Here is a 19,061-nt window from a genome sequence, read left to right as displayed (position 1 = left end):
TAAAGAAATGAAAAGGCTTTGAGTAAAATCCTGGCTTATGGTAAAAATCAGCTGTGTTTAACTACCGGAGACAATTTTCATCTGCACTGACGAGAAGCAACACCGCAGATAATTGTAATTTTATGGACAATCTGTTCAGAACGTATTTTTCAAATCTTTCTGTTTTACTCTCCTCTTTTTGCCTGCTGTCTGGCGAGCAACACTGGCGCACCGCGCTGTAGACCCTCTCTCTGCCTGAGCTGGCGCATTGCGCCCGGCTGATTTTTCATTCGTATTTACCCGGCTGCCATCACTGGCGAGCCGCGAAGGATTATATTCTCAAGCAGGAGAAAAACATGTTTTACTGGATCCTCTTAGCCCTTGCTATCGTTGCTGAAATAACCGGCACCCTTTCCATGAAATGGGCCAGCGTCAGCGGTGGTCACAGCGGCTATATTTTAATGCTGTCGATGATTGCCCTGTCCTATATTTTCTTGTCGTTTGCGGTTAAAAAAATAGCCCTGGGCGTGGCGTACGCATTATGGGAAGGGGTAGGTATTTTCTTAATCACCCTTTTTAGCGTTTTACTGTTTGATGAGTCGCTGTCGCTGATGAAAATGGCGGGACTGACGACGCTGGTCGCGGGAATAATATTCATTAAATCCGGCACCCGCAAACCGGCAAAACAGCGCAAGGAGGTGACCCATGCCACAGTTTGAGTGGATTCATGGCGCCTGGCTGGCGCTGGCGATCGTCCTGGAAATTGTCGCCAACGTGCTGCTGAAGTTTTCCGACGGTTTTCGTCGCAAAACCTACGGCCTGCTGTCGATAGCTGCGGTACTCGGCGCGTTCAGCGCCCTGTCGCAGGCGGTTAAAGGCATTGAGCTATCGGTGGCCTATGCCCTGTGGGGCGGCTTCGGGATTGCGGCGACGCTGGCGGCGGGCTGGATCCTGTTTGGCCAACGATTGAACCGGAAGGGCTGGATTGGCCTGCTGCTGCTGCTCGCCGGAATGATAATGATAAAACTGGCCTGATAACGTCGCTGCCTGTCATTACAGGCAGCGAAATTCATGACCTGTATTACGCTTAGTCTGAGGGCATTGAAAAGGACGAGGAATGAATGCATACCCCTTTAAGCTGGCGTAAAATCCCTTCTGCGAAAACCCTGTTTGTCATGATCTTTATGGCAGGGATCGGCTTAATCTTCTCGGTTGTCACCCTGCTGTACCTCTCGCTGAACCTCATCAGCAGTAAAGCCAATGAAATCGACGAGCAGCGCACGGCCCTCTCGGTGCAGGGTGCCGTTCAGACCTCGATTAACCGGGTCTGGTCGCTGGTGATTGATAATGCCGTCTGGGATGACGCGGTGCGCGAAGCCTATCGCCCGGCGCTGGACGTGGACTGGCTCTACAACACCTGGGGGGCGGGCTATAAGGTCAATAACCTGTATGACGGCACTTTTGTTCTCGACGAACGCTTTCGGGTACTGTGGGGATCGTTTAAAAGCCAGCCATTTGCGGAAAAAAACCTCGATTTTTTTGGCGACGGCTTAAAGTCGCTGATCCTGCTGCATTCCAACGCCCTCCAGTCGGATAAAAACATTTACGCCGGGATCACCCGCACCCGCGCGGGGATTGCCTTCGTGGGCGTGGGGCTGATCCGCCCGACGATTGGCAGCCTGCAGGCGGGGGACAATGCCCGCCGCTTTCTGGTCATTACCCGTCACATCAACCCACAAATTTTGCGCGATCTGGGCAACACCTTTCAGATCGACGATCTGACCTTTACCCCGGAGCGGATCGGCGACGTTAACGTGCCGCTTAAAAGCTCCTCGGGCGAGGTGCTGGGGTATCTGTCGTGGACGCCGCGCCTGCCGGGCGCTGCCGCGGCGAAAGCCGCCTCGCTGGATATCACCCAGATCGTGCTGTTCACCGCGGCGCTGATTCTGCTGTTCATCCTCTTCAGCTGCGTGGGGCTGTATAAACTGGCGCGCGGCGAGCACCTGGCGCGAAAGGTGGCGCGCACCGACTGGCTCAGCCATTTACCTAACCGGCGGGCGCTGATTGAAGAGCTGGAGCGGGTGAGCCTGCGCGGCGATACCGATCGCAAAAGCGTGGTCTTTATCGACCTTGACGGTTTTAAAGACGTCAATGATATCTACGGCCACGAGGTGGGCGATGAGCTGATCGTCATCATCGCTGGCGCGTTACGCGATAACGTGCCGAAAGACGGCATGCTGGCCCGCATGGGCGGGGATGAGTTTGCCATGACCATCGGCGGAGACAACGCCGAAGCGCTGGCCTCGGCCTTTGCGGGCTTTGTTCTTGATTATCTCCATGATGCGATCCGCGTCGGGGAGCGCACCATTCATATTGGCGCCAGCATCGGGATAGCCAGCGGCACCCTGGTGGAGTGCCCGAGCTCGGAGCTGTTCCGTCGCGCCGACATCGCCATGTACCACTCCAAAATCACCGGCAAGGGGCGGGTGACGCACTATGATACGGAGCTGAACAGCGTCCGTGAGCGCCAGGTGGCGATTGAGAGCCAGATCCGCAGCGGCCTTGAGCGCGACGAGTTTGACGTCTGGTATCAGCCAATCATCGATGCGCGCAGCCAGAAGATGGTCAGCGTGGAGGCGCTGGTGCGCTGGCCGCGACGCCCGGAAGGGCCGCTTTCACCCGACGTGTTTATCACCATCGCCGAGACCAGCGGGCTGATTTATGCCCTGGGGCAGTTTGTCCTGCGCCGGGCCTGTCAGGATCTCGAGCCTTACGCGGATCTCAAACTGTCGGTCAATATCTCGCCCGCGCAGTTCCGCGACCCGGAGTTTGAGGCCAAAGTGGAGGGCGCTCTCGACGTCAGCCGCTTCCCGGCCACGCGCCTGCAGCTGGAGGTGACTGAAACCTACGTGCTGGAAAATCCCGAACGCGCGCGTGCTGCCATCAACAATCTCAGAGCGCAGGGGATCGCCGTGGCGCTGGATGATTTTGGTACCGGCTACTCGAGCATCGGCTATCTCAGGCGCTTTAACTTCGACACCATCAAGATCGATAAGTCGCTGGCCGGGCTGGTGGATCATGACGAGCAGGCTTCGGCGCTGGTCAGCGGCACGGTGCGCATCGCCAGCGCCCTCGGGATGACCGTAGTGGCCGAAGGGGTGGAGAACGAGAAACAGATGAAACTGCTGCGGCTGGCGGGCTGCGATCAGCTGCAGGGCTTCTGGTACAGCCAGCCGATGCCGATAGAGGCGATTATGGCGCTACGTCAGCAGCGCCACTGTTAAATCACTGCTGAGCCAGCTCTTCCAGCTTGTCACGAAAACCGGTGATCGACAGGGCGCGGTTATCAGCCCGCCAGCGATCTTTCGCCGCCGGAGCGGAGCTCTGTACGCCGATGACCTGCCAGCCTTCGGCGGTTTTCAGCATCAGCGGCGAGCCGCTGTCGCCGGGCAGGGTATCGCACTGATGCGACAGCACGCCGGTTTGCGCCCAGCCGGTGACGATGCAGTCCTGATGGGTATAGAGCACGTCGAGATGATCTTCCGGATAGCCCGCCTGGTTCACTTTGCGGTCGGCCTCTTTCAGGGCGGCAGTCAGGGCGTCTTTATCGCCGGTAAACAACGGCAGCGGAGTGATCCCCGATGGCGGATTACGCAGCACCACCAGCCCAAAATCCCAGGAGGCAGCCGATGGCGGCACGATCCAGCCATCGCCGTCGGCCTTCAGCCGGCGACCCAGTGACGCCGGGACGCGCCCTTCAATACCGTGGATCTCATAGCGCCAGCTGCCTTTCTGCGACACAAAGCGCAGGGCCACGGCGGTATCCGGTTTACCGTTCGGCGGCACCAGCAGGCAGTGGCCGGCGGTCAGCGCCAGCTGTGGGGTGATGAGGGTCGCAGTACACAGATTCCCGCTGGCGGTTTCCAGCTGGCCAATGGCATCCCACGGCGAGCGGGACGGATCGGCGACACGCGTACGGTCGTCATGACCAAAAAACAGCGTTTGTACCTCTTTTTTGGTGTTCGCCGTGTCGTCTACGCCATCGTCCGCATGACTAAGCCCAGAAAAGAGAAAAAACGTTCCCAGTACAACCACAACAGATTTACGCATATCACACTCTGAAGGGGGATAATTATGATTATTAAATATGAACCCTGGTTATTAACTATAGACGGGACAGCGCGAAAGTGGGAGTAAAATCAGCGTGCTACACTCAGGAAATATAAAACACACTGGCGACAAGTGCGCATAAAATAAGCGTGATGAGAATGAACTCAAACCGATAGCGCTGAAACATAACGCCCTCCGGATAAAAAAACGGCGCTGCAACCTTGCCGGTTCAGCGCCGGGGACCAACGTGCCCGTCCGGGCACGTTAAGGTAAGGCGGCTTATGCAGCCGGTTTCGCTGCCGGGGCTGCAGCTTCGTGTTTCACTGGTTTTTTGTGGTGTTTTTTAGCGGCCTGGGCTTTCTGGGCTACCGGAGCGGCTTCTGCTTTTTTCACGTCTTTTTTGTGATGCTTTTTGGCTGCCTGAGCTTTCTGGGCTACTGGTGCAGCTTCTTCTTTCTTCACAGCTTTTTTGTGGTGCTTTTTAGCAGCCTGAGCTTTCTGTACGGCAGCTTTTTTGTGTTTTTTGTGGTGCACGGTTTTCGCAGCCGGTGCTGCGGTGGTGGTGGTCGCGGTTGCAGCTGGTGCCGCGGTGGTGGTGGCGGTGTCAGCAGCAAATGCAGCAGAAGACAGACCCATTGCAGCGGCAACAACCAGAGCTAATACTTTATTCATCATCCTACCCTCGAATTTGGTTTTTCAATTAACCCCACTGCGGGGCCGTTGAAAGAACTATATCCCTGAAATTGCGGGGCTTCCGTGAGTGATTGGTGACGGCGTGTAACGGATTGTACAGCGCCGGGTACAGTACCCGGCGCGGAGGGTTACAGATAACGGGAGGTGAGATGGTCGCGGAAGTAGCGGCTGTTGAGATCTTCCCCGGTCGCCTGCGCGATCAGCTGGGCGGTGGTGAAGCGGCTGCCGTGCTGCCAGATGTTCTGGCGCAGCCAGTCGAACAGGTTGCTGAAATCCCCGACGGCGATGGCGGCGTCGAGATCCGGCAGCGCTTTTTTGGCCGCAGCGAACAGCTGAGCGGCATACATCGCGCCGAGGGTGTACGACGGGAAGTAACCAAAGCCGCCGTCCGTCCAGTGGATATCCTGCATACAGCCGTTGCGGTAGTTATCTTTGGTCGACAGGCCCAGCCATGCCTGCATCTTCTCATCCCACAGCGCCGGTATGTCCTCCACCTCGATCTCGCCGTTAATCAGCGCCCGCTCGATTTCGTAGCGCAGCACCACGTGCGCCGGATAGCTCACCTCGTCAGCATCCACGCGGATATAGCCAGGCTTGACGCGCTGGTTCCAGGCGACAAAGTTCTCCGGCGTGAAGGCGGCCTGGCTGCCGAAGCGCTCCTGTACCGCCGGGAGCAGGTGGTTGAGAAACGCCTTGCTGCGTCCGAGCTGCATCTCAAAGAACAGGCTCTGGGATTCGTGGATAGCGGTCGAGCGCGCCAGGGCGATGGGCTGGCCGAGCCAGTTGCGCGGCAGGTTCTGCTCGTAGCGGGCGTGACCGGTTTCGTGGATCACGCCGAACAGGGCGCTGAGCAGCTCGTCTTCATCGTAACGGGTGGTGATGCGCACGTCTTCCGGCACGCCGCCACAGAACGGATGGGCGCTGACGTCCAGCCGACCGGCATTGAAGTCGAAGCCGAGGGTCTTCATCGCCTCCAGCCCCAGCTCACGCTGGGTCGCCGTCGGGAACGGGCCCTGCGGCGGTACGTATGACTGCTGCGCCTGCTTTTCGACAACCTGGTTCAGCAGGTCCGGCAGCCAGGATTTGAGATCGCCAAACAGGCCGTCCAGCCGGGCGCTGGTCATGTCCGGCTCGAAAATATCCAGCAGGGCATCGTAAGGGGTGCAGCCTTTGGCGTCGGCGCGCAGGCGGGCCTCTTCCCGGCTCAGCTTCACCACCTCTTTCAGGTTGGCTGCAAAACCCTGCCAGTCATTCGCCGGACGCTGGGTGCGCCAGGCATGTTCACATTTACTGCCCGCCAGCGATTTGGCTTCAACCAGCGATTCCGGCAGCAGCGCGGCCTGCTGATAGTGGCGGGTCATCTCCCGCAGGTTGGCCTGTTCGACGTCGTTGAGATCTTCGCTTTCAGCATTACGCAGCCAGTCGGCCACCTTCGCGTCAGTCAGGATTTGGTGTTGCAGGACGCTCAGCTCTGCCAGCGCTTCGCCGCGTGCGGCGCTGCCGCCTGCGGGCATCATGGTGAACATGTCCCAGCTGGCGATGGATGAGAGGTGAGAGAAGCGGGAGAGACGCTGGAAGGTGCGGGTGAGTTGCTGATAGTTATTCTTTTCCATTAAGACCTCGTGTCTGCATCAACTAATGGTTAAAAGTACCATCAGGAGGGGGGAAACACGAGGCCAGGCAACATTAATGCAACCGTTTATGCAGGCACCTGCCCACCACCAACGCCCCACACAGCATCAATGCAATAAATCCGCCCACGCCGTTCCAGCCGTACTGATGCCAGAACACGCCGCCGAGCGTCCCGGCGATGCTGGAGCCCAGATAGTAGCTGAACAAATACAGCGACGACGCCTGGCCTTTGGCGCGACGGGCGCGCGGGCCAATCCAGCTGCTGGCGACCGAGTGGGCGGCGAAAAAGCCCGCAGAGAAAAGCAGCATTCCGGCGAAAATCACCCACAGGTTGCCGAGCAGGGTCAGCAATACCCCGGCCAGCATTATGCCCGTCGAGGCCAGCATCACCGGGCCGCGCCCGAAGCGGGTGGTCATCGCCCCGGCTTTCGGTGAGCTCCAGGTACCGGTCAGGTAGGCCACCGACAGCAGGCCGACCAGGGCCTGATTCAGGTGCCAGGGGGCGAGCATCAGCCGATAGCCAATGTAGTTAAACAGGGTGACAAACGACCCCATCAGCAGGAACCCGGTAAGGAACAGCAGAGGCAGACCCTGGTCGCGCCAGTGCAGGCGGAAGTTAATCAGCAGCGTTTTTGGCCGCAGCGCGGTAGGGCGGAAGTGGCGCGATTCCGGCAGAATTTTCCAGAACATCAGCGCTGATGCCAGCGCAAAACAGCCGATCGCCGCCAGGGCTATCCGCCAGCTAAAGAAGTCGGTAAAGACCCCGCTCAGCAGCCGTCCGCTCATCCCGCCAATGGAGTTACCGCTGATGTAAAGCCCCATCGAGAAAGCGACAAAGCTTGGGTGGATCTCCTCGCTGAGATAGGTCATGCCCACCGCCGCCACGCCGCTCAGCGAAAGGCCGATCAGCGCGCGCATGATCAGTATGCCGTGCCAGCTGGTCATCATTGTCGACAGTAAGGTACAGACCGAGGCCAGCAGCAGGGCGGTGACCATCACCGGCTTACGCCCGATGGCGTCCGACAGCGGGCCGGTAAAGAGTAAGCCTATCGCCAGCATCCCGGTGGAAATCGAGAGCGAGATACTGCTGCTGGCGGGCGTTACGCCAAACTCCTGGGATAACACCGGGAGGATGGGTTGCACGCAGTAGAGGAGGGCGAAGGTCGCCAGACCGGCGGAGAAGAGCGCCAGGGTGACGCGCATAAACTGCGGAGTGCCGCGTTTGATTAACTGAACCGGCCGCGATTTGGCGGGTAAGAGATCGATATCTTCTGTCGGGGCGATATCAGCCGTTGTTGTACGACTCACGTAAGTTCCTTGCTTCAACATCCCCGTGATTTCTGGTGACGGGTATGACCACAGGGATCAGAGTAGGAAAATGTAAATATTCTGTCTAATATATTAATAATCTCAAATGATACGTTAAAAATATGAATATCGAACTGCGTCACCTGCGCTACTTTGTCGCCGTCGCTGAGGAGCTGCATTTTGGTCGCGCGGCGGCGCGGCTGAATATCTCCCAGCCGCCGCTGAGCCAGCAAATTCAGGCCCTCGAGCAGCAGATTGGGGCGCGTCTGCTGGCGCGTACCAACCGCAGCGTGGGGCTGACGGCGGCAGGACGCCAGTTTCTCGCCGACAGCCGCCAGATCCTGAGCCAGGTGGACGAGGCGGCAGCCCGGGCAGAACGCCTGCACCATGGCGAAACCGGGGAGCTGCGCCTCGGGTTTACCTCCTCCGCGCCCTTTATCCGCGCCATCTCGCAAACCCTGTCGTCGTTTCGCCGGCTCTCCCCGGACGTGCATATCCAGACCCGGGAGATCAACACCCGGGAGCAGATCGTCCCCCTGAGCGAAGGCTCGCTCGACCTCGGCCTGATGCGCAATACCCAGCTGCCGGATACTCTGGCGTGGCAACGAATACTGCGCGAGCCGCTGCTGGCAATGATCCACCGGGATCACCCTCTGGCGGCAAAGCCTGCGGTTTCGCTTGCGGAGTTGGCCAACGAGCCGTTTGTCTTTTTTGACCCCCATGTCGGTACCGGTCTGTATGACGACATCCTGGGGCTGCTGCGCCGCTACGGGGTCACCCCGGTTATTACCCAGGAGGTGGGCGAGGCAATGACCATTATCGGCCTGGTGGCGGCGGGGTTGGGGGTGTCGATCCTGCCAGCCTCGTTTAAACGCCTCCAGCTGAACGAAATGCGCTGGGTGGCGATAGCAGAACCGGACGCGGTCTCGGAGATGTGGCTGGTGTGGTCGAAGCACCATGAGCCGAGCGCCGCGGCACAACGTTTCAAAAAACTGTTGATTCACGCCGCATCAGGCCAGTAAGCCGCAAAAAAAGCGGGTAAAAATGTGCTGTAAATCACAAGGCTAAGTAAAAATTTGACGATTACTGTAGAAGTGCTTCACCATAGCCCACAGTTTATTTCGAAGCTCGAAAATAAGGGAGTACGTGGTGGTTGCTGATAGTCAGCCTGGGCATATCGATCAGATTAAGCAGACCAATGCGGGTGCGGTATATCGCCTGATTGATCAGCTTGGGCCGGTCTCGCGCATCGATCTTTCCCGCCTTGCGCAACTGGCGCCTGCCAGTATCACCAAGATCGTACGAGAAATGCTCGAAGCGCATCTGGTGCAGGAGACGGAGATTCAGGAGCCGGGTAGCCGTGGCCGTCCGGCAGTGGGGCTGGTGGTGGAAACCGAAGCCTGGCACTACCTCTCGTTGCGCATCAGCCGGGGTGAAATCTACCTGGCGCTGCGCGATCTCAGCAGCAAGCTGGTGGTGGAAGAGCAACTCCCGCTGGCGCTGCAAGCCGAGCTGCCGCTTGAAGTGCGGATCACCGCGCTTATCGATCAGTTCTTTATTCATCACCAGCAGAAGCTGGAGCGCCTGACCGCCATCGCCATTACCATGCCGGGCATCATTGATACCGAAAACGGCATTGTGCACCGGATGCCGTTTTACGACGACGTCAAAGAGATGCCGCTGGGCGAAGTGCTCAAGAACCACACCGGCGTGCCGGTCTATATCCAGCATGACATCAGCGCCTGGACCATGGCCGAGGCGCTGTTCGGGGCCTCGCGAGGGGCGCGGGACGTGATTCAGGTGGTGATCGACCACAACGTCGGCGCAGGGGTGATCACCGATGGCCGTCTGTTACACGCCGGGAGCAGCAGCCTGGTGGAGATTGGTCACACTCAGGTCGATCCCTACGGCAAACGCTGCTACTGCGGCAACCACGGCTGTCTGGAGACCATCGCCAGCGTGGATAGCGTGCTCGAGCTGGCCCAGCTCCGGCTCGGCCAGTCGATGAGTTCAACGCTGCACGGCCAGCCCCTGACGGTGGCGTCGCTCTGTGCGGCCGCCCAGCAGGGCGATCTGCTGGCAAAAGATATCATCACCGGCGTCGGCACTAACGTCGGACGCATTATTGCCATCATGGTTAACCTCTTTAACCCGCAAAAAATCCTGATTGGTTCGCCTCTGAGCCAGGCGGCAGGCGTCCTCTTTCCGGCAATCGCCGACTCTATCCGTCAGCAGTCTCTGCCAGCCTACAGTAAACATATCGTGGTCGAGAGCACCCAGTTTACGAATCAGGGGACGATGGCCGGTGCGGCGCTGGTGAAAGACGCGATGTACAACGGCTCCCTGCTGATACGCCTGCTGCAGGGTTAACAGATTCCTATAGTCTTACCAAAAATTGCGCTATCTCAAACTGAGCGGATAGCGCATGCCTTAGACTTCCCCCACTGAATTATTTCCTTGATTTATATTTCCAGAGCATAACGGTGGAGTGAGTGATGCTTAAGCGTTTCTTTGTAACGGGTACTGATACTTCTGTCGGGAAGACGGTGGTGTCCCGCGCCTTGCTGCAAGCCCTGATGGCCAGCGGTAAGAGCGTTGCAGGGTACAAACCGGTAGCAAAAGGGAGTAAAGAGACGCCAGAGGGATTGCGCAATAAAGATGCGCTGGTGTTACAAAGCGTCTCCTCGCTTGAACTGCCTTACCACGCCATAAACCCCATTGCCCTCAGCGAAGATGAGAGCAGCGTGGCGCACAGCGGGCGGGTCAATTACACCCTGCTGTCGAACGGGCTCGCCAGCCTGAGCGAACAGGTCGATCACGTGGTGGTGGAAGGGACCGGCGGCTGGCGCAGCCTGATGAACGATTTGCGTCCATTATCAGAGTGGGTAGTGCAGGAGCAACTGCCGGTGCTGATGGTGGTGGGGATTCAGGAAGGCTGTATTAACCATGCCCTGCTGACGGCGCAGGCCATTGCCAATGACGGCCTGCCGCTGGTGGGCTGGGTGGCAAACCGCATCAATCCGGGTCTGGCCCACTATGCGGAAATCATCGAGGTGCTGAGTAAAAAGCTGCCGGGTCCGCTGGTGGGTGAGCTGCCGTATCTGCCCCGCGCAGAGCAGCGTGACCTAACGCCCTACATCGACCTCTCGACTCTCGGCCGTGTGTTGTCCGTAGATCGAGTCGTGGCGTAACGTCCGCGACAGAACCGACGCTACCACGCAGGCAATCAGCAAACCGGGCAGCAGCATATACTGCCCGGTCATTTCACAGACCATTAGCGCCGACATGATCGGCGCGTGCGTCGTGGCGGCAAGCAGCGTTGCCATCCCCGCCAGCCCCAGCAAAATCGCGATTTCAGAACCGGGCAACCACAGCATAAAGATCTGCGCAAACAGCATCCCGGTCGCCATGCCGACAAACAGCGTTGGCGTGAACACCCCGCCCGGTGCCCCCGAGCCGCTGCTGGCGAGCACGGCCAGCAGCTTACAAATAAATACCCCCGCAATGATCGACAGCAACGGCGGCGCAATCAGGAACGCCTGCACCACGCTGTAGCCGTTGCCCCACACCTTGGGCGTAAGCAGCGAGAGCAGACCGACGATCAATCCGCCCAGCGCCAGCTGCCACGGCGGGGAGAGTTTGAGGCGCAGAAACAGCGAGTGACTGAAGCTCATCAGCCACATCAGCGCCGGGCCGCAGAGGCCCGCCAGCAGCCCCATGCAGACTATCAGGGCATAATCCATCCCGGTCAGCGTAGCGCTGAGATGCACCTCATACAGCGTGCTGGCCCCGGGGCTCAGCAGGCGGGTGGTGAGCAGCGCGACCACTGCGGCAATCACTACCGGGCCGAGCGAGGCCAGCATCAGGGTGCCGAATAAGATCTCGGCAATAAACAGGCTCCCGGCTAAGGGCGCGTGGTAGGCGCTGGCCATCCCGGCGGCGGCTCCGCAGGCGATCCACAGTTTCCATTCTGATTTGGGGGTAAAACGTTGGGCAAAAAAGGAGGCGGCGAGGGCGGCCAGCAGGATCATCGCCCCTTCACGGCCAATGGCGCTGCCGCTGGCGACCACCAGTAACGATGCCAGAGATTTCACCAGGCTGGCGCCGTAGTCAAACTGCCCGTCGCCCGTCTCCAGGGCTTCCATATAGTCGGTGGGAGCATGCGGGCGCTGCGCCGTCATCCGCTGCCAGCCCCACAGCAATAATCCGGCTGCCAGCCCGCCCAGGGCAGGCGTCAGCGCGCGTCGCCAGGGCGACAGCGTGCTGGCCGCATTCACCAGGCTGCCGCTCTCATTACTGAGGAACAGCCACTCCAGCAAATACATGGCGTGACGAAACAGCGCCACGGCCAGTGCTGCCAGCACGCCGGTGAGAGTGGCAATCAGCAGCCGGCGAAACATGGCGCGGATGTCGGGGTAAGCATGGAGTCGATGCATGGGGTACGCACAAACAGGGAAGATGCAATATTGTGAGGGGAAATCGTGGGGTTAGCAACGTAAAGAGCCGGGCAGTGCCCGGCTTAGGGTATTAGCTTTCGCTATAAATATTCAGCGCCCGGCGCGTACGCCCTGAACTGAGATATTCCGCGATATAGTCCTGGGAAATCTCGCCGTTATAGCGCCCATCCTCATCGACAATCGGCATCCAGCTGGTGTTGCTCTCATACAGACGCGACAGCACCACACGCAGGTTGTCCTCGGCTTTGCCGGTCATGCGGAACGGGTGGATCAGATCGGCGCAGGTACCGGTAGCATGACGCGCTTCCCGGCGCTTCACAAAGCCCAGCGGTTTACCGTTTTCATCCACCACGGTGACCGCGCGGATGTCATTGTCATCCATGATGGCAAAGGCCTCAGGCAGCGGTGTGGACGGGCGAACCGTAATGGTCGGCTGTTGATCCGTGACGTCTCCCGCCGACACCAGCAGCAGGCGCTTCAGGGTACGGTCCTGGCCGACAAACGAGCCGACAAACTCGTTCGCCGGTTTGGCCAGCAGTTCGTCCGGGCTGGCGCACTGGACAATTTTCCCCTGACGGAAGACAGCGATGCGGTCGCCCAGCTTCAGGGCTTCATCGATGTCGTGGCTCACCAGCATGACCGTCTTTTTCAGCTTGCGCTGCATCTCGAGGAACTGGTTCTGGATCACCTCGCGGTTAATCGGGTCGACCGCACCGAACGGCTCATCCATCAGCAGCACCGGAGGATCCGCCGCCAGGGCGCGGATCACGCCGATACGCTGCTGCTGGCCGCCGGACATCTCGCGCGGATAGCGGTTGAGGAACTTATGCGGATCCATCGCCACCATATCCATCAGCTCTTCGGCGCGGGTTTTACAGCGCGCTTTATCCCAGCCCAGCATGCGCGGCACCACAGTGATGTTCTCTTCGATAGTCATGTTCGGGAACAGACCAATCTGCTGGATCACGTAGCCGATGTTGCGGCGCAGGGTGACGGTATCCATGTCGGTGGTGTCCTGACCGTTAATCAGGATCTTGCCGCTGCTCGGGGTAATCAGACGGTTAATCATCTTCAGGGTGGTGGTCTTGCCGCAGCCGGACGGGCCGAGCAGGACGCACATTTCCCCTTCGGGCACGTTCAGGTTGACGTTGTCCACGGCCTTAAAGGTCTGGCCCTGTTTCTGTGAAAATTGTTTGGTGAGGTTTTCCAGTTTTATCATTATCGAATCCCCTTTGGAGTCAGAACGATCTGCAGACGGTGCAGTAACCAGTCGAGCACAATCGCTAAAAGACAAATCATCAATGCGCCAGCAATCAGCATACGAATATCGCTCCCGCCGATGCCGTTCAGCAGCAGCAGGCCCAGCCCGCCAGCACCAATCACCGCGGCAATCGCCATCACGCCGATGTTCATCACCACGGCGGTGCGGATGCCGCCAAAGATCACCGGCAGCGCCATCGGAATTTCTACCCAGCGCAGACGCTGCCAGAAGGTCATGCCGATGCCGCGACCGGCTTCGCGCAGGCCCGGCGGCAGGCTGTCGAGCGCGGTATGAGTGTTACGCACAATCGGCAGCAGTGAGTAGAGGAACACTGCCGTAATGGCGGGCAGGGCACCAATACCCTGACCGATCAGCGAAAACAGCGGGATCATCAGGCCGAACAGGGCAATCGACGGGATGGTCAGTACGATGGTGGCAATCCCCAGTACCGGCGTTGCCAGCCATTTGTGACGCACAATCAGAATGCCAAGCGGCACGCCGATAATAATGGCTAAGCCTACGGCCAGCGCCACCAGCCACAGGTGTTGCAGCGTCAGGGTTAACAGATAGCCCCAGTTATCAATGATGTAATGAACCGTATCCATAGCGCCTCCTTACAGCAGCTGCTTGCTACGCAGGAAATCTTGGGCGACCTGCTGCGGTGACTGATGATCGATATCCACCTTCTTGTTCAACTCGGTGATAACGTCGTTATTAAGCTGAGCGGAGAGGGTGTTTAGCGCCTCCTCCAGCCCCGGGTTGGCTTCCAGCGTGTCCTTACGCACCACCGGGGTCACCGCATAGCTCGGGAAGAAACCTTTGTCATCTTCCAGCACCTTCAGGTCGAAGCCCTTCACGCGCCCGTCGGTGGTGTAGATCAGCCCGGCATCGACAAAGCCGTCGCGCACCGCGTTATAGACCAGACCGGGGTCCATCTGGCGGATCTGCGGGCGATCCAGCTCCAGGTTGTAGGCGGCCTGCAGGGGCTTCATGCCGTCGCTGCGTCCGGAAAATTCCAGATCCAGGCCCAGCAGCCAGTTGTTATCCGGGTCGGTTTTACGCACCTGCTCAACCTTCGCCACCAGTTCGGACATGGTGTTGATATGCTCCGCTTCGGCGCGCTTACGCTGCATAGCGAAAGCGTAGGTGTTGTTCATGTCAGCAGGCTTAAGCCACACCAGCCCGTGCTTCGCATCCAGGCGTTTCACCGTCTCGTAAGATTCCTGCGGCGACATGCGCTTGTTGATGTGGTTAAAGATGATCAGCGAGGTACCGGTGTACTCCCAGGTCATATCGATCTGCTTGTTGATCATCGCGTTGCGGGAGATCACCGTCGCGATGTTGGTCTGCGGCTGCACCTCAAACCCTTTCTTTTGCAGATACTGCACGGTCATGGCCGACAGAATGTGCTGCTCGGTAAAGCTCTTGGTCGCCAGAATCAGCGGCGCGGCAATCGCCTGGCTGCTAAAGAGCGCGGCGGCGCACAGCGCCGTCAGGCCGGTAAACAGTCTCATAGAAGCTCCTTGTTATAATTATCGCGCGAGATGCGGGCTCATCAGACGACCCAGCGCCGCCAGCAGCGTATCCAGAATCAGGGCAAACAGGGCGGTGGCCGCGGCACCCAGAATCAGCGTCGGGAAATCGTTCAGGTAAATACCCGGGAAAATCAGCTCGCCATAGCTGCTGGCACCAATCAGGAAGGCCAGCGGCGCGGTACCGACGTTAATGGCGGTGGCGATGCGGATCCCGGAGAGCATCACCGGCCAGGCGTTAGGGATTTCCACCTGCCACAGACGCTGCCATTTGGTCATCCCGATGCCGTTCGCCGCTTCCAGCAGGGAACCCGGCACCGAGCACAGACCGGCGTAGGTATTACGCACAATCGGCAGCAACGAGGCCAGGAACAGGGCGATGATGGCAGGGGTATCGCCAATGCCGATCACCACCATCGCCAGCGCCAGAACGGCCAGCGGCGGCAGGGTATTACCGACGTTAAAAATCTGCATCACGTATTCCGCGATACCCCGCGCGGCCGGACGGCTCAGCAAAATACCGCTGGGAATACCGACCAGCAGGGCGAAGAACATGGATGAGAAGACTAAAATCAGATGCTGTTGCCCGAGATAGACCAGGTCAACCTGGCGCGCTTTGATCGTCTCCAGCCCAATCCCCCAGACGAGGAGGGCGACGACCACGATAATCGCGCCGACAAAAAGCAGCGAACGTTTGAATAATGGATGCATTGCGATGTATCTCCCTGTGCGCATGCGTTCGTTATAGCAACCACCGGTTGCCTGTTGTTATGCCATGATTCGGCAGGGGTATTTGAGCTATAGCAAGCGATTGGGAAGGGTTCCAGCGAAGCGGCGAAATCAGTAACCCGATGAAAACAGGGGAAATCATGGGTTAAGCCTTATGGGATAAGGCCTGGTTCGGGTCAGGCAGAATAGTCTTAAAGATAATTTCATTAAGTGACACCGTCACTTAATGAATAAACAGAGCCTGTTATTTGCTAAGCACAGTACGAACCTTTCGCACCCGCAACGAGGTACTGATGATCGAGAAGGCGGCCACGAACGTCAGCATAAGCCCCAGGGCCAGCATCGCATGAAAGCCAAACTCCCTGAACAGGAGCAGCCCCGCAATCCCCCCGGTGATAAACGAGAAGAGGGTGGTGAGATGGGTTTTAAGCTGGCTACTTTGCGCTGCCGTATCTTTGGAATAGTCCCGGCGCAGCATCGCCACCACCACGGAAGCGAGCGCAATGCCAGCGTCGGTTAAGGTGCCGGTAATATGCGTGGATCTTACCCGTCCGCCGGAAAGCTGGGTGGAGGTTGAATTATGGATCCCCATCAGGCCGCAGAGAAAAACAATAATTTCCCGATTTGTCGTTAACGTATGAAAATACATTTCATACAGGGACACGGCAGCCAGTAATACGCCTTCAATAAACAAGACCTGACAAAAAATCAGGCGCACGTTCTTAACGATCCCCCACAACACGATAACCCGGGCAATAATTGCTCCCGTCACAAACGACAAAATAAGGGTGGCGAAGAAAATAATATCGCTCAGATCCGTCGAAGAGACTTCGCTGGAAAATTGTGAGGTGTTGCCGGTCATATGAGAAGGAAAAAAGCCGAATGCCCCCAGCGCAATGGCATTCAGCAGTCCTGCAGAGGTGGCCAGCCAGAGGGCGAGCCGGCGATCCTCCTGATGCGTTCGTTCTTTCTTGAGTTTAATCAGCAAAGAATACCTCCGGTTTGAGCTTTGCCTGAATAATCAGGCTAGCAAAGCCAGTTCCTGGACTGTCCAGGATAGTGCTTAATTATTAAGGCACCGGAGGCCTGCAGGGATTTCGTAATTAATTAAAATAACCTTGATATCTGCGCGTTTATTTAATCTCGGGCGCGTAATACTTACAGCATTCCATTATTCCCATGGCGTAAAAAAGCCTCGCGCTGGTTTAAGCGTTCAAACCAGGCCTCGATGGCGGGCACCTGCGGCTTCTCAAAAGGCGTCATCTTCCAGCGGTTCACCGACAGCCCCAGCACCACGTCGGCCAGGGTAAAGGTTTCGCCCGCCACCCACGCCCCGGTGCGTTGCAGCTGCTGCTCAAGGATGGCGATATGGTGGTTCCACTCTTTAATCCCCACTGCAATCCGCGCGGGATCGTTAAACTCCGGATTTTTGCGCCCCAGCGCCGGGAAGACATAGCGCCAGGCGTTGTTGAATTCGGTCGCCTGCCAGTCCATCCAGCGCTCGACGTTGGCGCAGGCCTGCGGATCCGTTGGGAGCAGCTCGTCGCGCCCGGCTTTGCGTACCAGATAGCGGCAGATGGTGTTAGATTCCCAAAGCACAAAGTCGCCGTCGATCAGCACCGGCACCATGGCATTCGGGTTCAGCGCGCGGAAAGCGTCGGTTTCCGTCGAGGCAAAGCCGCTACCGTAATCTTCCTGCAGATAGTCCAGACCCGCTTCTTCGCAGGTCCAGAGCACTTTGCGCACGTTGATCGAGGTGGTTTTGCCGAGGATTTTTAGCATGATGCAGGTGTCCTTTTATGAATGTTTAAGAACAATACAGCAGTTATGTAAGGAGTTTAGGGCAAATTCTGGTGGGGAAGGGGTGGCGTGCGGTAAGTAATGATTTATGTAATAGTGGAAATAAAATGGACGTAATAAGAGAGGTGCAAAATGAATGAAGATCTTTATCTCTGTTTTATTCCCCCGCTGGTTCAGCTGATCATCAGTGCTCATAATAAAAAAGGAAGCCAGCTTACCCGTGAAGAAGTGGAATCCATCAGGGATTCGGGGACATGCATTGCCCTTCCTGCCGACAGCGCCCGCAGTATGGCCGAGGAAAGAGGGTATAAAGATTTCAACCCTGAAAGGGTCTGGGATGAATATCTCCACTATTTAAATGAGACGACGTAGGACAAAGCCCAACGACCAATGTGGTAGATCTTACCGCGCAAGCAATTGCAGCCAATCCGGGTTCTCAATTTTACGGCAATAGGGCAGCATCGCCCGATTAATCAGCTCGAAGAATTCCGACTCCTTCATCCTTACTGCTTCACTTGTGCCAGGGCCCTCCCATTCATCGTAGAGATGCCAGTAAAGCGATTTCAGGGTATCGACCATCGCCGTAAAAATCTTTACGTCAGGTTCAAGCCAGTAACACACCAGAAAATCCATTTTCTTTTCTGCGTCATGAATGGACGCGCACTGGGAAAGTTGTCTGAGAAATAACTTGATCCAGACCAGTGCTGCTGTTTTTAGCGGTGGCAGTTCTATCCGCTGTTCTGCCAAATACCGCGCCAAATATAACTCAACCTCGGTCCGTTCAGGTTGATTATCGAGCCCCAGTGACGCGAGGATTAAAAGCGTTTCTGAATCATTTCCTTCGGTGATTTGATTCTCAGCCCATGCAACGATCAGGCTGTCCAGATCGTTATGGAGAACAGGATATTTCCGTGCAAAAACTACCAGCCCGAGCAGGTCATTGAGTGTGTAGAGAGATGGCATCTGATATTCCCTTTTCTGAATCGTTTACATGAACCCTGGCAGTGATAATTTCTGCACCAGACAGCGACACCTCTCTGGCGTCAGCGGGAGATCTCTTCCGGAAAGATAATCAGGGGAAACCTTGTTTCAGCGATGACTCATCTTATGTCAAAGGCACCAAAAGCTTAAGAATGTCTTACTATTTAAGCAATGGCTTGTTCGATTAGTATATCTGTTGCGATAGTCCAAATTTTTAGCATTTCTAACCTTCACAGGGGATAAAAATGGAAAAGAATTTCACGCCAGAACAGATAGAGATGATAAATCATATTGTCTTTGCGCACATTGACACTATGACACAGAAAACCGCTGAAATTATTGAAGAAACAGAGAGAACAGCGCATCAACAACTTCAGGAAAGCGGGATCGATATGACCGATTTTACTCCTGCTAACAAGAATTTTTTGATGGTTACTCTCATTCAAAACCTGATCGATCGCGTTCACGGCGGCGATAAGGCTGTTGCCCAAATGATGATAACGATGGAAGCAAAAAGGTTGAACGTCAGCGTAAACGTAGAGGCTGATAAATCGAGAAGTTAGGTCCCGTTCCGTGCGC

At 57.2% G+C, this 19,061-nt stretch carries 21 protein-coding genes; 9 read left to right on the top strand and 12 right to left on the bottom strand.

Features of this window, described 5'->3' with window-relative positions:
* The first annotated feature begins 53 nt into the window (after nucleotides 1-53).
* From V7Q49_RS23510 to V7Q49_RS06060, 4 genes are all read left to right on the top strand, one after another.
* On the top strand, nucleotides 54-221 hold the full coding sequence (locus V7Q49_RS23510) for a protein YdgV (RefSeq protein ID WP_434737706.1): 168 nt from the start codon (nucleotides 54-56) through the stop codon (nucleotides 219-221).
* A gap of 114 nt (nucleotides 222-335) precedes the next feature.
* Entirely contained in the window at nucleotides 336-698 is a 363-nt protein-coding gene (gene mdtJ, locus V7Q49_RS06070; protein ID WP_333849841.1) for a multidrug/spermidine efflux SMR transporter subunit MdtJ, read from the top strand.
* Nucleotides 685-1,014, top strand: a complete 330-nt coding sequence (mdtI, locus tag V7Q49_RS06065) for a multidrug/spermidine efflux SMR transporter subunit MdtI (RefSeq protein ID WP_333849840.1) — start codon at nucleotides 685-687, stop codon at nucleotides 1,012-1,014. The genes mdtJ and mdtI overlap by 14 nt, the downstream gene beginning before the upstream one ends.
* 86 nt (nucleotides 1,015-1,100) lie before the next feature.
* Nucleotides 1,101-3,263 carry a bifunctional diguanylate cyclase/phosphodiesterase gene (locus V7Q49_RS06060; RefSeq protein ID WP_333849839.1) on the top strand — a complete coding sequence of 721 codons (2,163 nt, stop codon included), beginning with the start codon at nucleotides 1,101-1,103 and terminating at the stop codon, nucleotides 3,261-3,263.
* Between the two features lies 1 nt (nucleotide 3,264).
* Here the strand turns inward: V7Q49_RS06060 and V7Q49_RS06055 are convergent, their stop codons facing one another.
* The 4 genes from V7Q49_RS06055 to V7Q49_RS06040 form a co-directional block, all read right to left on the bottom strand.
* Nucleotides 3,265-4,089: a trypsin-like serine peptidase gene (locus V7Q49_RS06055; protein ID WP_333849838.1), complete on the bottom strand. Its 825-nt coding sequence runs from the start codon at nucleotides 4,087-4,089 to the stop codon at nucleotides 3,265-3,267.
* Nucleotides 4,090-4,368: 279 nt separating this feature from the next.
* A complete protein-coding gene (asr, locus tag V7Q49_RS06050) occupies nucleotides 4,369-4,761 on the bottom strand; it encodes an acid resistance repetitive basic protein Asr (RefSeq protein ID WP_333849837.1) in 393 nt (130 codons plus the stop codon).
* 149 nt (nucleotides 4,762-4,910) lie between these two features.
* Nucleotides 4,911-6,395: a carboxypeptidase M32 gene (locus V7Q49_RS06045; protein WP_333849836.1), complete on the bottom strand. Its 1,485-nt coding sequence runs from the start codon at nucleotides 6,393-6,395 to the stop codon at nucleotides 4,911-4,913.
* 73 nt (nucleotides 6,396-6,468) lie between these two features.
* On the bottom strand, nucleotides 6,469-7,722 hold the full coding sequence (locus V7Q49_RS06040) for an MFS transporter (RefSeq protein WP_333849835.1): 1,254 nt from the start codon (nucleotides 7,720-7,722) through the stop codon (nucleotides 6,469-6,471).
* A gap of 122 nt (nucleotides 7,723-7,844) precedes the next feature.
* Between V7Q49_RS06040 and V7Q49_RS06035 the strand changes: the two genes are divergently transcribed.
* The 3 genes from V7Q49_RS06035 to bioD all read left to right on the top strand — a co-directional run bounded on the left by V7Q49_RS06035 (nucleotide 7,845) and on the right by bioD (nucleotide 10,913).
* Nucleotides 7,845-8,744: a LysR family transcriptional regulator gene (locus V7Q49_RS06035; RefSeq protein WP_333849834.1), complete on the top strand. Its 900-nt coding sequence runs from the start codon at nucleotides 7,845-7,847 to the stop codon at nucleotides 8,742-8,744.
* Nucleotides 8,745-8,871: 127 nt separating this feature from the next.
* Nucleotides 8,872-10,092, top strand: a complete 1,221-nt coding sequence (gene mlc / locus V7Q49_RS06030; protein WP_333849833.1) for a sugar metabolism global transcriptional regulator Mlc — start codon at nucleotides 8,872-8,874, stop codon at nucleotides 10,090-10,092.
* Nucleotides 10,093-10,217: 125 nt separating this feature from the next.
* A complete protein-coding gene (gene bioD / locus V7Q49_RS06025; protein ID WP_333849832.1) occupies nucleotides 10,218-10,913 on the top strand; it encodes a dethiobiotin synthase in 696 nt (231 codons plus the stop codon).
* Here the strand turns inward: bioD and clcB are convergent.
* The 7 genes from clcB to V7Q49_RS05990 all read right to left on the bottom strand — a co-directional run bounded on the left by clcB (nucleotide 10,848) and on the right by V7Q49_RS05990 (nucleotide 17,483).
* Nucleotides 10,848-12,158 carry a voltage-gated ClC-type chloride channel ClcB gene (clcB, locus tag V7Q49_RS06020; RefSeq protein WP_333849831.1) on the bottom strand — a complete coding sequence of 437 codons (1,311 nt, stop codon included), beginning with the start codon at nucleotides 12,156-12,158 and terminating at the stop codon, nucleotides 10,848-10,850. The genes bioD and clcB overlap by 66 nt on opposite strands.
* A 91-nt stretch (nucleotides 12,159-12,249) precedes the next feature.
* The gene (gene osmV, locus V7Q49_RS06015; protein WP_333849830.1) at nucleotides 12,250-13,398 is read right to left on the bottom strand and encodes an osmoprotectant ABC transporter ATP-binding protein OsmV; all 1,149 of its coding nucleotides are present in this window, start codon (nucleotides 13,396-13,398) and stop codon (nucleotides 12,250-12,252) included.
* Nucleotides 13,398-14,045 carry an osmoprotectant ABC transporter permease OsmW gene (osmW, locus tag V7Q49_RS06010; RefSeq protein WP_333849829.1) on the bottom strand — a complete coding sequence of 216 codons (648 nt, stop codon included), beginning with the start codon at nucleotides 14,043-14,045 and terminating at the stop codon, nucleotides 13,398-13,400. The genes osmV and osmW overlap by 1 nt, the downstream gene beginning before the upstream one ends.
* Nucleotides 14,046-14,054: 9 nt before the next feature.
* Complete coding sequence (gene osmX, locus V7Q49_RS06005) at nucleotides 14,055-14,954, bottom strand: osmoprotectant ABC transporter substrate-binding protein OsmX (RefSeq protein WP_333849828.1); 900 nt, start codon at nucleotides 14,952-14,954, stop codon at nucleotides 14,055-14,057.
* Nucleotides 14,955-14,972: 18 nt separating this feature from the next.
* Nucleotides 14,973-15,683 carry an osmoprotectant ABC transporter permease OsmY gene (gene osmY / locus V7Q49_RS06000; protein ID WP_032617901.1) on the bottom strand — a complete coding sequence of 237 codons (711 nt, stop codon included), beginning with the start codon at nucleotides 15,681-15,683 and terminating at the stop codon, nucleotides 14,973-14,975.
* Nucleotides 15,684-15,945: 262 nt separating this feature from the next.
* Nucleotides 15,946-16,689: a YoaK family protein gene (locus tag V7Q49_RS05995; RefSeq protein ID WP_333849827.1), complete on the bottom strand. Its 744-nt coding sequence runs from the start codon at nucleotides 16,687-16,689 to the stop codon at nucleotides 15,946-15,948.
* A 170-nt stretch (nucleotides 16,690-16,859) separates the two neighbouring features.
* Entirely contained in the window at nucleotides 16,860-17,483 is a 624-nt protein-coding gene (locus V7Q49_RS05990; RefSeq protein WP_333849826.1) for a glutathione S-transferase family protein, read from the bottom strand.
* Between the two features lie 150 nt (nucleotides 17,484-17,633).
* Here V7Q49_RS05990 and V7Q49_RS05985 point away from each other — a divergent pair, with 150 nt between their 5' ends.
* Nucleotides 17,634-17,873: a hypothetical protein gene (locus V7Q49_RS05985; RefSeq protein WP_333849824.1), complete on the top strand. Its 240-nt coding sequence runs from the start codon at nucleotides 17,634-17,636 to the stop codon at nucleotides 17,871-17,873.
* Nucleotides 17,874-17,903: 30 nt separating this feature from the next.
* Here V7Q49_RS05985 and V7Q49_RS05980 read toward each other — a convergent pair whose 3' ends face one another.
* A complete protein-coding gene (locus tag V7Q49_RS05980) occupies nucleotides 17,904-18,464 on the bottom strand; it encodes a hypothetical protein (RefSeq protein ID WP_333849823.1) in 561 nt (186 codons plus the stop codon).
* 263 nt (nucleotides 18,465-18,727) lie between these two features.
* Here V7Q49_RS05980 and V7Q49_RS05975 point away from each other — a divergent pair, with 263 nt between their 5' ends.
* Nucleotides 18,728-19,045, top strand: a complete 318-nt coding sequence (locus tag V7Q49_RS05975; RefSeq protein ID WP_333849822.1) for a nitroreductase — start codon at nucleotides 18,728-18,730, stop codon at nucleotides 19,043-19,045.
* The last annotated feature ends 16 nt before the right edge of the window (nucleotides 19,046-19,061 follow it).

This window comes from Leclercia sp., from assembly GCF_036780805.1.
GTDB lineage: Bacteria > Pseudomonadota > Gammaproteobacteria > Enterobacterales > Enterobacteriaceae > Enterobacter.
The sequence above is the reverse complement of the archived record's forward strand: the minus strand, read 5'-3'. Positions and strand labels throughout refer to the sequence as shown.

Bases quoted from the DNA above. Each gene is read 5' to 3' on its own strand.
- asr (WP_333849837.1), bottom strand. From the start codon at position 4,761: ATGAATAAAGTATTAGCTCTGGTTGTTGCCGCTGCAATGGGTCTGTCT.
- mdtI (WP_333849840.1), top strand. From the start codon at position 685: ATGCCACAGTTTGAGTGGATTCATGGCGCCTGGCTGGCGCTGGCGATC.
- osmX (WP_333849828.1), bottom strand. From the start codon at position 14,954: ATGAGACTGTTTACCGGCCTGACGGCGCTGTGCGCCGCCGCGCTCTTT.
- bioD (WP_333849832.1), top strand. From the start codon at position 10,218: ATGCTTAAGCGTTTCTTTGTAACGGGTACTGATACTTCTGTCGGGAAG.
- osmY (WP_032617901.1), bottom strand. From the start codon at position 15,683: ATGCATCCATTATTCAAACGTTCGCTGCTTTTTGTCGGCGCGATTATC.
- V7Q49_RS06035 (WP_333849834.1), top strand. From the start codon at position 7,845: ATGAATATCGAACTGCGTCACCTGCGCTACTTTGTCGCCGTCGCTGAG.
- V7Q49_RS05980 (WP_333849823.1), bottom strand. From the start codon at position 18,464: ATGCCATCTCTCTACACACTCAATGACCTGCTCGGGCTGGTAGTTTTT.
- clcB (WP_333849831.1), bottom strand. From the start codon at position 12,158: ATGCATCGACTCCATGCTTACCCCGACATCCGCGCCATGTTTCGCCGG.
- osmV (WP_333849830.1), bottom strand. From the start codon at position 13,398: ATGATAAAACTGGAAAACCTCACCAAACAATTTTCACAGAAACAGGGC.
- V7Q49_RS05990 (WP_333849826.1), bottom strand. From the start codon at position 17,483: ATGCTAAAAATCCTCGGCAAAACCACCTCGATCAACGTGCGCAAAGTG.
- osmW (WP_333849829.1), bottom strand. From the start codon at position 14,045: ATGGATACGGTTCATTACATCATTGATAACTGGGGCTATCTGTTAACC.
- V7Q49_RS05975 (WP_333849822.1), top strand. From the start codon at position 18,728: ATGGAAAAGAATTTCACGCCAGAACAGATAGAGATGATAAATCATATT.
- V7Q49_RS06060 (WP_333849839.1), top strand. From the start codon at position 1,101: ATGCATACCCCTTTAAGCTGGCGTAAAATCCCTTCTGCGAAAACCCTG.
- V7Q49_RS06055 (WP_333849838.1), bottom strand. From the start codon at position 4,089: ATGCGTAAATCTGTTGTGGTTGTACTGGGAACGTTTTTTCTCTTTTCT.
- mdtJ (WP_333849841.1), top strand. From the start codon at position 336: ATGTTTTACTGGATCCTCTTAGCCCTTGCTATCGTTGCTGAAATAACC.
- V7Q49_RS06045 (WP_333849836.1), bottom strand. From the start codon at position 6,395: ATGGAAAAGAATAACTATCAGCAACTCACCCGCACCTTCCAGCGTCTC.
- V7Q49_RS05985 (WP_333849824.1), top strand. From the start codon at position 17,634: ATGAATGAAGATCTTTATCTCTGTTTTATTCCCCCGCTGGTTCAGCTG.